This is a genomic window from Vibrio sp. 10N.247.310.24 (assembly GCF_041467175.1).
GTDB classification, from domain to species: Bacteria; Pseudomonadota; Gammaproteobacteria; order Enterobacterales; family Vibrionaceae; genus Vibrio; species Vibrio tasmaniensis_A.
In genome coordinates this window covers 94,145-109,706 of record NZ_JBFSUD010000003.1, presented here as the reverse complement: position 1 = coordinate 109,706, position 15,562 = coordinate 94,145, and the positions used below count along the sequence as shown (strand labels likewise).

At 44.6% G+C, this 15,562-nt stretch carries 12 protein-coding genes; all 12 read right to left on the bottom strand.

Going from position 1 to position 15,562, the window contains the following annotated elements; genetic code table 11:
- Positions 1-97: 97 nt before the first annotated feature.
- The gene (accA, locus tag AB6E08_RS01835) at positions 98-1,057 is read right to left on the bottom strand and encodes an acetyl-CoA carboxylase carboxyl transferase subunit alpha (protein ID WP_102503508.1); all 960 of its coding nucleotides are present in this window, start codon (positions 1,055-1,057) and stop codon (positions 98-100) included.
- A 45-nt stretch (positions 1,058-1,102) separates the two neighbouring features.
- Positions 1,103-4,582 carry a DNA polymerase III subunit alpha gene (dnaE, locus tag AB6E08_RS01830; protein ID WP_009847404.1) on the bottom strand — a complete coding sequence of 1,160 codons (3,480 nt, stop codon included), beginning with the start codon at positions 4,580-4,582 and terminating at the stop codon, positions 1,103-1,105.
- Positions 4,583-4,742: 160 nt separating this feature from the next.
- Positions 4,743-5,363, bottom strand: a complete 621-nt coding sequence (gene rnhB / locus AB6E08_RS01825; protein WP_372063880.1) for a ribonuclease HII — start codon at positions 5,361-5,363, stop codon at positions 4,743-4,745.
- 48 nt (positions 5,364-5,411) lie between these two features.
- On the bottom strand, positions 5,412-6,608 hold the full coding sequence (gene lpxB, locus AB6E08_RS01820; RefSeq protein ID WP_122046029.1) for a lipid-A-disaccharide synthase: 1,197 nt from the start codon (positions 6,606-6,608) through the stop codon (positions 5,412-5,414).
- 129 nt (positions 6,609-6,737) lie between these two features.
- Positions 6,738-7,526 carry an acyl-ACP--UDP-N-acetylglucosamine O-acyltransferase gene (lpxA, locus tag AB6E08_RS01815; RefSeq protein ID WP_009847407.1) on the bottom strand — a complete coding sequence of 263 codons (789 nt, stop codon included), beginning with the start codon at positions 7,524-7,526 and terminating at the stop codon, positions 6,738-6,740.
- Between the two features lies 1 nt (position 7,527).
- A complete protein-coding gene (gene fabZ, locus AB6E08_RS01810) occupies positions 7,528-7,980 on the bottom strand; it encodes a 3-hydroxyacyl-ACP dehydratase FabZ (RefSeq protein ID WP_009847408.1) in 453 nt (150 codons plus the stop codon).
- Between the two features lie 93 nt (positions 7,981-8,073).
- The gene (lpxD, locus tag AB6E08_RS01805) at positions 8,074-9,105 is read right to left on the bottom strand and encodes a UDP-3-O-(3-hydroxymyristoyl)glucosamine N-acyltransferase (RefSeq protein WP_371695425.1); all 1,032 of its coding nucleotides are present in this window, start codon (positions 9,103-9,105) and stop codon (positions 8,074-8,076) included.
- 5 nt (positions 9,106-9,110) lie between these two features.
- Positions 9,111-9,611 (bottom strand): OmpH family outer membrane protein, encoded by a 501-nt coding sequence (locus AB6E08_RS01800; protein WP_009847410.1) that lies wholly within the window; start codon positions 9,609-9,611, stop codon positions 9,111-9,113.
- A 27-nt stretch (positions 9,612-9,638) separates the two neighbouring features.
- Entirely contained in the window at positions 9,639-12,044 is a 2,406-nt protein-coding gene (bamA, locus tag AB6E08_RS01795; RefSeq protein ID WP_012604598.1) for an outer membrane protein assembly factor BamA, read from the bottom strand.
- A gap of 48 nt (positions 12,045-12,092) precedes the next feature.
- Complete coding sequence (gene rseP / locus AB6E08_RS01790) at positions 12,093-13,451, bottom strand: sigma E protease regulator RseP (RefSeq protein WP_017103660.1); 1,359 nt, start codon at positions 13,449-13,451, stop codon at positions 12,093-12,095.
- Entirely contained in the window at positions 13,448-14,656 is a 1,209-nt protein-coding gene (gene ispC / locus AB6E08_RS01785; RefSeq protein WP_017103661.1) for a 1-deoxy-D-xylulose-5-phosphate reductoisomerase, read from the bottom strand. The genes rseP and ispC overlap by 4 nt, the downstream gene beginning before the upstream one ends.
- A 51-nt stretch (positions 14,657-14,707) precedes the next feature.
- The gene (locus AB6E08_RS01780; protein ID WP_012604601.1) at positions 14,708-15,550 is read right to left on the bottom strand and encodes a phosphatidate cytidylyltransferase; all 843 of its coding nucleotides are present in this window, start codon (positions 15,548-15,550) and stop codon (positions 14,708-14,710) included.
- Positions 15,551-15,562 lie beyond the last annotated feature (12 nt).

Below are 15,562 nucleotides of genomic sequence, written 5' to 3'. Positions count from 1 at the left end.
GAAGGGAGAATGCTTTAATAATAAAAAAGGGTTGGCACTGAGTCCAACCCTTTCATCATCTTGTTACTTGAAGCTGCCTCATTTCAAGGCACGCTTATCAGCAGTAACCGTAGCTCATTAGGCGTTGGTAACGGCGCTCAAGTAGTGCTTCGTTATCAAACTGCTCTAGCTCTTCTAGCTGTTTAACTAGCATGTCTTTCATGTTCTGAGCCGTTTGTACTGGATCGCGGTGCGCGCCACCTAGAGGCTCAGGAATGATTTCGTCGATAAGCTCAAGATCTTTCAGACGAGGAGCAACTAGGCCCATCGCTTCAGCAGCTTGTGGTGCTTTATCTGAATCACGCCACAAGATTGAAGCACAACCTTCTGGAGAGATTACTGAGTACGTAGAGTACTGAAGCATGTTCACGTAGTCGCCAACACCAATCGCTAGTGCACCACCAGAACCGCCTTCACCTACAACGTTACAGATAACCGGAACTGAAAGGCCGGCCATCACTTTTAGGTTCTTAGCGATAGCTTCAGATTGACCACGCTCTTCTGCACCAACACCTGGGTATGCACCCGCTGTGTCGATGAAAGTAATGATTGGCATATTGAAACGCTCAGCCGTTTCCATTAGGCGAAGTGCCTTACGGTAACCTTCTGGCTTTGGCATACCAAAGTTACGGATCACTTTCTCTTTAGTCTCACGACCTTTCTGGTGACCAATAACCATAACAGGACGACCATTTAGACGAGCCATACCACCCACTATTGCTTTGTCGTCAGCGTAAGCGCGATCGCCCGCCATCTCTTCAAACTCTGTGAAGGCATGCTCCAGGTAATCTTTGGTGTAAGGACGTTGAGGGTGACGAGCAAGTTGAGCTACCTGCCATGCACCTAAGTCACTAAAGATTTTCTGTTTAAGCTCTAAGCTTTTTTTCTCTAGTTGTTCAATTTCTTTGTCTAGATCTACCGCTGTGTCACCACCGTGACGCGAAACGTCACGTAGCGCTTCGATTTTTGCTTCAAGTTCAGCGATAGGCTTTTCAAATTCTAGAAAGTTCAGGCTCATCTATGAATCCTTGTTGATTCAGCTCCGCAGTTACGGAGCTAAATTTTAGTTAAATTCGAGTTCTACTTGGCTATTTCCAAGCAGCTGTTTTAATTCGTCTAGTAATGTATCACTTGGCGTCACACGCCATTCTGTGCCCAATGTTAACCGCGCTCTAGCGTCGGCACGTTGGTAGTATACATTGACTGGGACCGTTCCGGCTCTATAAGGTTCTAAGATTTGACCAAAGCGTTCAAAAAATTGACCGTTAATTTGGGATTGCTCGATAGATATCGACACCCCACGAGCATATTTCTCACGGGCGCTTCCTAAGTCCATGACCTCGCGCGCGGACATTTTAAGCCCACCATTGAAATCATCAAAGCTGACCTGTCCAGAAACAACCACAATTTTGTCTTTTTCGAGCAATTCTGCGTAGCGATCGAGCGCATCCGAGAACAACATCACTTCCATCCGACCCGATCGGTCATCAAGAGTCATCAAACCGATTCGAGTACCGCGCTTCGTGGTCATGACCCTAGCCGCAATGACCAAACCTGCAATCGTCAAGGATTGGTCACGACGAGTCGGCGTCGCATCTTTCAAGCGACAGCTGGTGTATTTCGCAAGTTCTTTAATGTAAGCATTCACCGGGTGACCCGTTAAATACAAACCAAGCGTTTCGCGTTCACCTTCTAGCCAAACCTTTTCAGGCCATTTAGGCACTTGAGTATACTTGTGTTCAACCTCTTCCGGAGCGTCGGTCAACACACCAAACATATCAGATTGACCGAACGACTCAGCATGGTGATGTTGGCTTGCTGCCTTAACCGCATCTTTCAAAGATGCCATCATCGCCGCTCGGTGAGGACCTAATCTATCTAAGGCTCCGGATAGAATCAACTTTTCGATAACACGTTTGTTGACCTTCTTCAGATCAAGACGTGCACAGAAGTCGAATAAGTCTTTAAAGTAACCACCTTTGTTACGCGCTTCGATGATGGCTTCAATTGGGCCTTCACCAACCCCTTTAATTGCACCGATGCCATAAACAATTGCGCCATCTTCATCCACATTAAAGCGGTAGAGGCCCGAGTTGATGTCAGGTGGAAGGAGCTTGAGCTTCATACGGAAACACTCATCGACAAGGCCAATAACCTTCTCGGTGTTATCCATATCCGCGGTCATTACTGCCGCCATGAATTCCGCAGGGTAGTGTGTTTTCAACCACAGTGTTTGATAAGAAACCAGTGCGTATGCAGCCGAGTGAGATTTGTTAAAGCCGTAGCCCGCAAACTTCTCTACCAAGTCAAAGATCTTCATGGACAGTTCGCCATCAACACCATTGGCTTCAGCACCTTCTTTGAAGGTACCGCGCTGTTTTGCCATCTCTTCAGGCTTTTTCTTACCCATCGCACGACGCAGCATATCGGCTCCACCAAGCGTATAACCCGCAAGGATCTGAGCGATTTGCATTACCTGTTCTTGATACAGGATGATGCCGTACGTAGGTTCTAGTGTCTCTTTAAGCGATTCGTGTTGCCACGTTTCATCAGGGTAAGAGACCGCCTCTCGTCCGTGTTTACGGTCGATAAAGTTATCTACCATGCCTGATTGCAGAGGGCCCGGACGGAACAAGGCCACCAATGCGATGATATCTTCAAAACAGTCGGGTTGCAGACGCTTGATCAGATCTTTCATACCACGCGATTCCAGTTGGAATACCGCGGTGGTTTCAGAATTTTGTAATAGGTTAAATGACGCTTGATCATCCAGAGGAATCGACTCGATACGAACCGGATCTTTCCCCTCTTTCGCTAAGCGAGGGTTTACTAGGCCTAATGCCCAGTCAATGATCGTCAGTGTACGCAGCCCCAAGAAGTCAAACTTAACCAAGCCAGCAGTTTCTACGTCATTCTTATCGAATTGCGTTACTGGGAAGTTACCTTCCGCATCGGCATAGATAGGTGCAAAGTCAGTAATCGTGGTCGGTGAGATTACAACACCACCCGCGTGCTTACCTGCGTTTCGCGTACAACCTTCTAGAATTCGACATTTATCAATCAGCTCACGAACTTCTTCATCACCGTCGTAGAGTTCAGGCAATGCAGGCTCTGCGAGGAATGCTTTCTCTAGCGTCATGCCCGGATCAGGCGGAACCAGCTTAGAAATTCGGTCAACAAAACCAAATGGGTGGCCTAATACACGGCCAACGTCACGGATTACCGCTTTTGCCGCCATAGTACCAAAGGTGATGATCTGAGAAACGGCATCACGGCCGTACATTTCAGCTACGTGGTCAATAACTTGGTCACGTTTATCCATACAGAAATCGATATCGAAATCGGGCATGGATACACGTTCTGGGTTCAAGAAACGTTCGAACAGCAAGTCATATTCAAGTGGATCAAGATCGGTGATATCAAGCGCGTAAGCCACCAAAGAACCAGCACCAGAACCACGACCTGGGCCTACTGGTACATCGTTATCTTTTGACCACTGGATGAACTCCATTACGATCAAGAAGTAGCCTGGGAAACCCATGTTATTAACTACTTCTAGCTCGATTTTAAGTCGCTCATCGTATTCAGGCCTGCGTTCAGCTCTGACTTTTTCATCAGGAAACAAGAATGCTAAACGTCGCTCAAGACCTTCTTCTGATTTTTTGATCAAGAAGTCTTCAATCGCTAAACCTTCCGTTGGGAAGTTAGGTAAGAAGTACTCCCCTAAACGTACAGTCACGTTACAACGCTTAGCGATCTCAACACTGTTCTCCAATGCTTCAGGGATATCTGAGAACAACTCACACATCTCTTCTTCGCTACGGAGGTACTGTTGTGGACTGTAGTTTTTCGGTCGACGTGGATCAACCATGGTAAAGCCGTCGTGAATCGCCACACGGATTTCATGAGCGTCAAACAAGTCTTCGGAAATGAAGACCACTTCATTAGTCGCGACAACTGGCAGGTCTTCTTGCTCGGCTAATTCCAGCGCAAAGTGCAGATAAGACTCTTCGTCCGTACGTCCAGTTCGAATGAGCTCCAGATAAAAACGGTCTGCGAAATGTGTTTTGTAAAACTCAACGCTGCTTGCAACCAACTCTCTATTGCCTTTCAGCAACGCTTTACCAATCTCACCTTCTTTTGCACCCGATAAAAGAATCAGGCCTTCCGCATGTTCAATCAGCCACTCTTTATCAATAACAGGCTGATGCTGCACATGGCCACGAAGGTAAGCTTTTGATATTAATAACGTTAGGTTGTTGTAGCCTTTATTACTCGTTGCAATAACGGTGAGTTTTGTCAATTCATCGCCAAAATCAGGAGACTGCATCAAGAAATCAGCACCAATAATTGGTTTAACCCCACACCCATGGGCAGTACCGTAGAATTTCACCAAACCGCACAGGTTGGTAAAGTCGGTCAATGCTAGAGCAGGCATACCCATTTCAGCGACTTTTTTAACTAATGGTGGCACCTTGGATAGGCCATCCACCATCGAAAAGTCACTGTGTACGCGTAGGTGAACAAATTTTGGATCTGACATTATTTTTCCTGAGTTCTAGGTTTGAGCCTAGGATTACAACTGTGTGTATTCTATTTTTTTCTAGCGTCACTAAGCAACTTTATTCGATGCCAAAATCCAATCAATAGGAAGCGCTAATCAACGTAAAGCTCTAATCTATATAGAACTTATTCAATTTGCTCTAATCTATGCCAAGAATACGTTTTACTGGCTTAAAGCTTTTACGGTAATGCTCGGTTACGCCATGTTTTTCAATCGCTTCAAAATGCGCTTTTGTCGGGTAACCTTTATGTTTAGCAAAACCAAACTCTGGATGAAGCTTATCAAGTTCTTCCATCTCTTGGTCACGAACCACTTTAGCGATGATAGACGCTGCGCTGATTTCAGCCACCCGTAAATCCCCTTTCACAATAGCCAGACCGGCCATCGGTAGCTCAGGGACTCGGTTTCCATCTATTAGCGCCATATCAGGTTGAACACTCAGCCCGGCAATAGCACGCTGCATAGCTACCATAGTCGCTTGTAAGATATTCAACTCATCAATTTCTTGTGGGGAACAACGACCCACAGACCATGCCAAGGCTTTCTCTTTAATTTCAGGAAGCAGAACAAGGCGCTTTTTCTCAGACAGTTTTTTTGAATCGTTCAAGCCTTCGATTGGGTTATTCGGATCGAGGATAACCGCGGCGGTAACTACATCACCAACTAACGGCCCACGCCCCACTTCATCAACACCAGCGAATAACTGGTAGCCTTGAGGATACTCAAAAGGAGGAGATTCTTTTTTCTCTTTTACTGCCATGACAATTCTCTTTGTAACTTTTAAGCAAATGCTTTTGAAAGAAGCACTTTATGATTCAACACACTCTCGACCGATCAATTTCAGAACTGCGTTAGCTGCCTGTTTGTCAGCATCTTTACGAATCCAGTGATGCATTTCAGTAAAGCGTTCAATAAGTGGCGCGTTGTCAGTTGAAAGCATCTTATCGACCGATGGGAAAAGGTAATCTGGGTGACACTCTTCAAGAATGTGTTCTTTTACGATTTCTTCACCCGCTAGGATATTCGGCAACGAGACAAATTCTGTGATCGACAATTTCTTAACGATATAGCCAGTGAGCTTGTTGACCTTGTAGCCAACGACCATAGGTCGTTTCAGCAACATGCACTCAAGAGCAACAGTACCAGAAGCTAACAAAACAGAATCAGCAGCAGTAATCACATTGGTAGCCGTATCTTCTACCAAGGTAAATTCAAGTTCAGGTGCCGTCGATTGCCAGATCTCTGTAAACTGTTTCTTGCGCTGTTCATTAACCAATGCAACAACAAAATTGATATCAGGGTACTTTTGCTTAATGCGCTGACAAGTTTCGATAAATGGTTGAGCAATCAAACTCATTTCACCACCACGGCTACCTGGCAATACCGCTAACCACGGCTTATCTTGCTCTAAACCCAAAAGATCGCGAGCCTCTTTCTTATTCGGCTCCAGTGGAATGGTATCAGCCAACGTGTGGCCAACGAATTCACAAGCAACGTTATATTTATCATAAAACGCTTTTTCGAATGGTAAGAAAGCCAGTACCAAATCCGTTGCTTTGTCGATTTTAAAGATACGCTTTGGACGCCATGCCCAGACTGAAGGGCTGACATAATGAACAGTCTTAATGCCCGCGTTCTTAAGATCTAATTCAAGTCTTAGATTAAAGTCTGGCGCATCGATACCGACGAAGACATCTGGCGGGTTTTGCGTAAAATACTTAACTAGCTCCGCTTTCACTTTTAGCAAGCGAGGTAAACGACCAAGCACTTCTACAAGCCCCATCACGGCAAGCTCTTCCATTTCGAAAAGAGACTCACAACCAAGCGCCTTCATTTTTGGTCCGCCAATACCCACGAATTCAGCATTCGGATATTGTGATTTGATCGCTTTAATAAAGCCTTCGCCAAGCGTGTCACCAGAGAGTTCTCCAACAACGATACCTACGCGCAGAGGTTCATTCGAAACAAAGTCCAAGCTATTGGTTGCTGCTTCTTGCTGTGCCATAGTTTTCTAATTCCCTTCTTGCCTAAAACAAAAAAGATCGCCTAACGAGTAGCGATCTTTTTGTTATACCAATCTAACGAGGTAACTATTGTCATACTCATATTGATTGGTACATAACCACATCAAGTATTAACGAATAATACCGCGCTCAGAGCTCTCTAGCATTTCTAACATAGGAGTTACCGAAGCAAACTCTTTCGCCATTTCAACTAAAGCGGCTTTCGCTTCTTCAAGTGTTTTGCCTGAACGGTATAACTCTTTGTACGCTTTCTGTAATGCTCGAATTTCTGGTTTTTCAAATCCGTTACGCTTCAAACCCACTAGGTTAAGGCCGAATGGAGCGGCATGATTACCCTGTGCAAGCACGTACGGCAGTACATCTTGAACAACCGCAGAACAGCCGCCAATGTACGCATAAGCGCCAATTGAACAGAACGGGTGAATCGCAGACAATGCCATTACACCAGCGTAATCGCCAACCGTCACGTGACCGCCAAGGATAGCGTTGTTACCAATGTGAGTGTGGTTTCCAACGATTACATCATGCGCTACGTGAGCATTTACACAAAGTAAGTTGTCATCGCCAATCACAGTGGTCGCTTTGTCTTGAGTTGTACCACGGTGGATCTGAACTGCTTCACGAATCACATTACGGTCACCGATCACAACAGTCGTATCTTCACCACCGTATTTCTTATCTTGGTTTTCTTCTCCAATCACTGCGTGTGGGAAGATTCGGTTTTGCTTACCAATTGTCGTGTGACCTTTGATCACAACATGCGACATCACTTCAGTGTCGTCACCAATTGTCACGTTACCAGCAATGTAAGTGAAAGGACCAACCGTCACGTTAGCACCGATAGTTACATCACCTTCGATTACTGCTGCCGGGTGAATTTTCGCTGTTTCATGAATCATATTAAAACTCTCTACGAGCACATTTAAGTTCAGCTGAACATACAACTACGCCGTCAACTTTCGCTACACCGTTGAACGATGCAATGCCACGACGTTCTTTTAAGAACTCAACTTCGATAACCAATTGGTCACCAGGCACTACTGGCTTGCGGAACTTCGCTTTATCTACGCTAGCAAAGTAGTAAAGCTCATTACCAGAAGGAGCACCAAAAGATTTAAATGCTAGAAGACCTGTTGCTTGCGCCATTGCTTCTAAGATCAACACACCTGGGAATACAGGAAGTTGTGGGAAGTGGCCAGTGAACTGAGGTTCGTTAACAGAAACATTCTTAATCGCAGTCAGTGTCTTTTCTTTTTCAAAGCTAGTCACACGATCAACCATTAAGAATGGGTAGCGATGAGGTAATAGTTCCTGAATTTCAGTAATGTTCATCGTTGTCTGTTCAGTAGTCAAAGTCGTATTCCTATGTATATTCTTTATTTAATGAGAAGGATTATAAACGAAAAAGACTCGCTGTACGCGAGCCTTTTATTAGAAATGCTGGAATTATGATTCCGCGCTGTTCTCGATAAGTTTTTCAACGGTTTTCAAACGCTTGTTCATTTCATCAATACGATGAACTCGCGTTGCTGTTTTACGCCAATCTTTATTTGGCTGCAAAGGAATACCTGAAGAGTACATGCCTTTTTCGGTGATACTGCGCATTACCATCCCCATACCGGTGATTGTAACGCCGTCAACGATTTCTATATGACCATTAATCACACAACCGCCACCAATAATACAGTACTTACCTATCGTTGTGCTGCCGGCGATGATAGTACCACCTGCAATAGCAGAACCATATCCGATGTGAACATTATGAGCTATCTGAAGTTGGTTATCTAAGATAACGTTATCTTCAATAATAGTATCATCTAATGCGCCACGGTCAACGGTAGTACACGCGCCGATTTCTACGCGGTTACCAACACGAACTGAACCGACTTGCGGGATCTTAACCCACTCGCCTTTCTCATTCGCATAACCAAAACCATCGGATCCAATCACTGTACTAGATTGAATCAAACATGCTTCGCCAATCACCACTTCATGGTAAACACTTACGTTAGCCCAAAGCTTAGTACCTGCGCCAATTTTTGCATTTTGACCAATAAAGCAACCAGCACCGATAACGACGTCATCACCAAGCACTACGCCAGTTTCAATCACAGCATTGGCACCAATAGACACATTTTGTCCAATGGTCGCGTCGCCTGAAATTGAAGCAGAATCAGCAATACCCGTAGCTGGCGCTGGCGTGGAATCAAGCGCTTGAGCAACCTTAGCAAAAGCAACATAAGGGTCGCTGACCACAATAATGTTGGTCTTACACAGTTCACGCTCGCTCTCTTTAACCATAATAGCGGATGCTTTACAGTCACCAAGGTGCTTGCTGTACTTCACGTTCGAAAGGAACGTAATATTTCCTTCTTGCGCTTTATCCATAGGAGCGACTGCTGAAACGGTAACTGCACCGTCTCCGTGTAGCTCTCCACCGGTAATCGTTGCCAATTCGGCTAAGGTCAGATTCTTCATAAAACTTATTTCAGTGATTTAATTACTTTTTCAGAGATGTTGTATTCTGGCTTACCGTACTGCAGAGCTTGAATATCAACGATCATGTCGTAGCCTTCTTTCTCTGCAACTTTAGTTACAGCATCTTGAATTACTTTGAATAGCTTCTGCTTCTCTTGTGCTTCACGACGTTGGCTTGCTTTTTCTAGTGCTTGAGCTTTGATTTTGTATTTGCTGTCTAGTTGGCCGACTTCAATACGAAGTTTCTCTACTTCATCAGGCCCTAATAGCTCACCATCACGCTTAAGCTTTTCAATCTTAGTCTTAGCTTCAGCTTGGATACTTTGAAGCTCAGCAGCTTTATCTTTGAACTCTTCCTGCATTTTTTGAAGAACAACTTCACGCTGAGGTAGAGCCTGGAATACTTGTGCAGTATTTACATAGCCCACTTTTTGCGCAGCTTCAGCCGCTGTTGCAAAGAAAGAAGAGCTAAGAACTACAAGGCCTAAACCTGCTGCTTTAATCATATTTTTCAAAATATTGTCCTTTAAAGATTAGAAAGTTCTACCAATGGTGAATGTGAAGAATTCTTCGTCATCGCCTTCGTAGATTTTGATTGGTTTCGCTAGAGAGAAAACCAATGGTCCCATCGGTGACATCCACTGAAGAGCGGCACCATAAGATGAACGGTAATTTGTTGGGTCAGAGTAATCGTAGTAGTACTGTTGACCGCTATTCGGTGCACCACGGTCTACGAATTCGGTATCCCATACACTTGCCATATCGAAGAACACGCTAGTTCGAATCTGACTGCGCGCTTCATCAGAAGCAAACGGTGTTGGTACGATTAACTCTACGCTAGCCAAAGCAACCGCATTACCACCAACCGAATCATCGGTTGCAGAATTGTACGTCGGGTTGTTGCCCGTGCTATTTCCGTAAACAGCTTTTGGACCAGCTGAGTTAGAACCAAAACCACGTAGTGTTGTAAAACCACCCGCGTAGTAGTTTTCGTAGAATGGGAACAAGTTATCATTACCATCCGTTTGACCATAACCGTTACCATAGCCTAATCGACCACGCATCAATAGTGTGAACTCATGCTTTTTAGTCAACGGAATGTAATGTTTTACATCGTATTGCGCTTTGAAGTATTTAGCATCCGAACCAGGTACTGTCATTTTCGCGAAAGCACGTTGGTGGTTACCTTCAGTAGGGAAGAAGCCACGGTTAAGGTTGTTGCGCGTCCAAGAGATATTGATATCGAAGTCATCGGTTAAGATATGCTCATCACCGTATTGGTCAATACTTCTCGCAAACTGTTCAACTTGAATATAGGTAGGAACGTTACCGATCTTGTTGTGCGTATAACCAAAACCAAACTCGAGACGGTTCAGCTCATCCATAGGGAAACCCCATGTTAAGCTCGTACCATAACTTTGGTTGGTATAATCGACAATACCAGCTTCAGAGGCTTCAAATTCGTTGTAGAAGATTTTGCCGCCCATACTCACGCCATCAAGGTTCCAGTATGGGTCGCGGTAGTCTAAGCTCACATTCTTTTGGTAATCGTTCATCATGGCGCTTACGCCAACACGGTTACCAGAACCTGCAAAGTTATCTTGCTGTAAACCAACCTGGAAGCTGACACCCGATTCAGTACCGTAGCCAACACCGAAGTTGACGCTACCCGAGTTCGCTTCCTTAACGTTGTAAACCAGATCCACTTGGTCTTCACTGCCAGGAACACGTACCGTTTGCACATCGACCGTTTCAAAAAAGCCTAAACGGTTAAGACGGCTCTTACCTGTATCAATCGACTTGGAGTTCAGCCAGCTGCCTTCCATTTGACGCATTTCACGACGCAGTACTTCATCTTTCGTTGAGTTGTTACCCGTGAATCGAATATCACGAACGTAGATACGGCTGCCCGCTTCTACATTGATAACCAACGACACTTCTTTGGTCTCATCGTCAAATTCAGGAATAGTACGAACTTGTGGGTACGCATAGCCAGATTCGCCTAGAATTCGTTTCACGCTCTCTTCTAAAGACGTTACAGAAGAACCGTTATATGTATCGCCATCTTCGAATGGCACTAACGCTTCGAAGTCAGCCTCGCGGCCGATAAGCTCACCACGGAAAGAGACATCTTTAACGGTATAAGCTTCGCCTTCGTCTAGGCCTAGCGTGATGTAAACACCTTTCTTATCAGGAGAGATCGCAACCTGAGTCGAATCTACCTTAAACTTAAGGTAACCACGGTCAAGGTAGTAAGATTTCAACGCTTCGATATCACCAGCCAGTACTTGCTTCTGGTATTTTTCATCCGCAAGGAAATTCCACCATGCAACATCAACGTTCAAGTTGAAACGACTAAGTAGATCAGCGTCAGAGAAAACTTCGTTACCGATAAAGTTAATTTGCTGAATCTTAGCGGACACGCCCTCAGTAAACACAAACTTAAGGTCAGAACGGTTACGAGGCAGAGGCGTCACTACGGCTTTCACTGTCGCGTTGTACTTACCAACACTGTAGTAAAAATCTTCAAGGCCCTTCTCAATGTTACTCAGTGTAGTTCGGTCAAGGGCTTCACCTTCACGAACACCAGATGCATCTAGGTTCTGCTGAAGTTGTTCTTCTTTGATCGCCTTGTTACCTGAGAATGAGATACTTGCGATGGTCGGTCGTTCTTTGACTTGAACAACTAAAACATCATCATCGCGAAGAACTTTAACGTCCTCAAAGTTGCCTGAAGCATACAGTGCACGAATGATCTCAGACACATCGCCGTCATCCACTTCATCGCCAATACGTACTGGCATTTTCAGTAGAGCTGCACCAAGTGCAACACGCTGTAAACCTTCGATCTTGATATCTTGAACTACAAAGTTTTGTGCTCCGTTCGCAGCCACACTAGTGGCCAATAGACTTGCGAACAGAATTTGCTTAATCGCCATACTTATTCTAATTATTCCTTGCTACTACCAATGCCTGTGAGAAACCATTCACAGACGAGTAAAATCATTAAATATTGCCAGAGCCATCAAAGAGAAGAGGATTGCGCCTCCCACTCTGTATCCCATTTCTTGAACTTTTTCAGGTACAGGTTTACGAGTAACGGCCTCAATAGCGAAAAAGAGCAAATGTCCGCCATCAAGCATAGGCAGCGGAACTAAATTAATAATACCCAAGTTAACACTAATCAGAGCTAAAAAACCTAAGAAGTAAACCAAACCGTAATCGGCGGTTGCCCCTGCGCCTTTAGCAATTGAAATTGGGCCACTCAAGTTATTTAAGCCAACATCACCAACGATAAGCTTCTTAAGCATTGTCAGTGTCAAACCTATGATTTGACCTGTTTTATCAAATGCTTTTCCTACAGACTCAATTACACCAAATTGTAACTCAAAGCGATAATCTTCTGGCCATTCTGCGACTTCGGGAGCAATACCCGCATAGCCGATTGTAGAACCATCAGAAAATTCGCGACTATTCGGCGTCATAACCAATGACCGCTCAACACCATTTCGTAATACGACAAGGTCCAAGGGCATCATTGGGTGTGAACGGATTAATTCAACAACCGACTTCCACTGTTCAATAGGCTGACCATTAATTTCGACAATTTTATCGCCAGATTCTAGCCCTGCAGAATAGGCAGCACCGTCATCAATAACTTGAGCGAGCACTGTCGATATCTCTGGAGAATAGGGTCTAAAACCAAGCGTTGTCATTGCTGACTCAGTTTCTGGGTTGAACGACCAGTCAGAAATATCCAATGTTATCTGTTGTTCAAAGCCGATGTCGTCTTGAGAAGAAACCGTTACAGTCATGGACTCATCACCAATATGTGATATCAAACCCAAGTTTACTGATTCCCAATCTGCGGTTTTGATTCCTGAAATAGATTTAAGTTCCATTCCAGTTTCAATTCCGGCTTGTGCAACAATAGATTGCGGGGTGACCTCACCGATCACCGGTTTAACCGCAGGCACGCCAATCAAAAATACCAGCCAATATGCGAACACGGCAAAGATAAAGTTGAATGCTGGACCTGCCCCCACAATCGCCGTTCGTTTCCACAACGGTTTCTTATCAAAAGCGTATTGCTGTTCGTCTTCAGAAAGGTCATCAACACGACCATCAAGCATCTTAACGTAGCCACCCAATGGAATGACTGACAAGCTATATTCCGTTCCATCGCGGCCAACTTTACTCCAGATCGATTTACCAAAACCAATCGAGAATTTTTCTACTTTCACACCGCAGCGACGAGCAACCCAGAAGTGTCCAAATTCATGAACAGCGACCAGAATACCAAGCGCTACAATAAAGGATGCGAAGTTCCACAGAATTCCACTCATGCTAGCTGCTCTTTTATAAATTGAATGGCTATTTGACGAGACATATTATCGAGCTCAAGAAGGCTTTCCAAGCTATCTAAGCCCTCAGAGTTATGTTGTTCACATACTTTGTTCATAACATACTCGTTAATGATAGCAATATCGGTAAACTTTACTTGATTGTTCAAGAAAGCATTGACTGCAATTTCGTTTGCCGCATTAATCGCTGTTGTTGCATGCTGACCCAAATAGCACGCCTCAATGGCTAATCTCAAACATGGGTAACGAGTTAAATCGGGCTCTAAGAAGGTAAGCTCGCCCACTTTGGTGAAATCCAGAGGCTTAACACCCGCTTCTGTGCGTTCAGGATAAGACATCGTCAAAGCGATTGGCGTTGCCATATCGGGTTCGCCCATTTGAGCGAGCACCGAGCCATCCTTGTACTGAACCATAGAATGAATCACAGACTGAGGGTGGATAATAACTTTGAGTTGCTCTTGAGAGGCATTAAATAGCCATTTCGCCTCAATGTACTCTAAGCCTTTATTCATCATAGTTGCTGAATCGACAGAGATTTTAGGGCCCATTGACCAGTTTGGGTGTGCGATAGCTCGTTCTGGTGTTACCGACTCTAGCTCTGCAACATCCGTATAGCGGAAAGGGCCGCCAGAACCCGTCAAGAGAATATGGTTGATACCGTTCTCTTCCAGATTACAACGACCTAGATTGGTTTGTACATTTTGCGGTAAGCATTGAAAGATAGCATTGTGTTCACTATCGACAGGAAGTAGCTCAGCGCCATATTTTTCGACTGCGTCGATGAACAACTGCCCTGACATCACTAAGGCTTCTTTATTAGCAAGTAAGATACGCTTGCCCGCTTTAACTGCTGACATCGTAGGAAGCAAACCTGCCGCACCCACAATAGCAGCCATTACCGTGTCCACTTCATCTAGAGAAGCGACCTGACACATGCCTTCAGAACCAGAAAGAACTTTGATGTTTGGGTAATTTGTAGACAACACTTCAGTCAGCTTAGATGCTGCATCAGGGCAAGCCATAGCAACATAGCTTGGTTGCCACTTTTCAACTAACGCCAGCATCTTTTCAACATTCGAGCCTGCAGCCATTGCTACAACCGAATAGAGTTCTGGGTTTTGTTCAACGACTTTTAGTGTACTTGCACCAATTGAGCCGGTAGCGCCAAGGATAGTTAGATTTCGCATCACATATGACCGTAGAAATGTAATAAAGGGCAGAATCACTGCCCTTTTTTATTAGAATGCTAAATAAAGCAGAGCAAAGACAGGGAACGCAGCCGTTAAGCTATCTATTCTATCAAGTATACCACCATGACCAGGAATCAGATTACTGCTGTCTTTCACCCCAGAAACACGTTTAAACATGCTTTCAACAAGATCACCAAGAACAGAAATAACGACGGTCACAAGAGTAATAACAATCATGTGGAGAGGACTTGTGAATTGGATATCAAACAAGTCAGCAAAGATCCAGGCCACGATCACTGCTGTAATGATGCCACCAATAAGACCTTCAATCGTTTTATTAGGACTCACCGCAGGGGCCATTTTTCGCTTGCCAAAGCTCTTTCCTGAAAAATAAGCACCACTGTCTGCAGCCCAAACAAGCAAGCAAACGAACATCACCAATTTTGCACCGTGGTAAGGATCAACATCGATACCGTTAGCACGCAGGATAACCACACTCCAGAAGAATGGTAGCAAAGTCAGCACGCCAAATGCGTGACGAAGAATTGATGAGTCTTTCCATGCTGGCATAGACTTAGGATAAGTCACTGCCATACCACTTGCGATTACCCACCAAATTGAACCAATCGTTAGAATGGCATAGTGAGCACTCGATAAGTTATTAAGGCTAAATGCATCAAAAGGTATAAAAGCAAAACTTGCAGCACTTACCACAACTGTTGGAATCAACGCTAAAGAACGCGATTTGCTTTCAACAAACTGAGTCCACTCCCAAAAACCCAGTAGCGAGATTACCGCTAGTGAAAGAATAAACGTGGGAAGTGATAACTCGAAAATACCTAGAATAACTAGGGGAGCTAAAATCAACGCCGTAATAATTCGTTGTTTCAAACCAAAAAAATC

Bases quoted from the DNA above. Each gene is read 5' to 3' on its own strand.
- accA (WP_102503508.1), bottom strand. From the start codon at position 1,057: ATGAGCCTGAACTTTCTAGAATTTGAAAAGCCTATCGCTGAACTTGAA.
- dnaE (WP_009847404.1), bottom strand. From the start codon at position 4,582: ATGTCAGATCCAAAATTTGTTCACCTACGCGTACACAGTGACTTTTCG.
- rnhB (WP_372063880.1), bottom strand. From the start codon at position 5,363: ATGGCAGTAAAAGAGAAAAAAGAATCTCCTCCTTTTGAGTATCCTCAA.
- lpxB (WP_122046029.1), bottom strand. From the start codon at position 6,608: ATGGCACAGCAAGAAGCAGCAACCAATAGCTTGGACTTTGTTTCGAAT.
- lpxA (WP_009847407.1), bottom strand. From the start codon at position 7,526: ATGATTCATGAAACAGCGAAAATTCACCCGGCAGCAGTAATCGAAGGT.
- lpxD (WP_371695425.1), bottom strand. From the start codon at position 9,105: ATGAAGAATCTGACCTTAGCCGAATTGGCAACGATTACCGGTGGAGAG.
- AB6E08_RS01800 (WP_009847410.1), bottom strand. From the start codon at position 9,611: ATGATTAAAGCAGCAGGTTTAGGCCTTGTAGTTCTTAGCTCTTCTTTC.
- bamA (WP_012604598.1), bottom strand. From the start codon at position 12,044: ATGGCGATTAAGCAAATTCTGTTCGCAAGTCTATTGGCCACTAGTGTG.
- rseP (WP_017103660.1), bottom strand. From the start codon at position 13,451: ATGAGTGGAATTCTGTGGAACTTCGCATCCTTTATTGTAGCGCTTGGT.
- ispC (WP_017103661.1), bottom strand. From the start codon at position 14,656: ATGCGAAATCTAACTATCCTTGGCGCTACCGGCTCAATTGGTGCAAGT.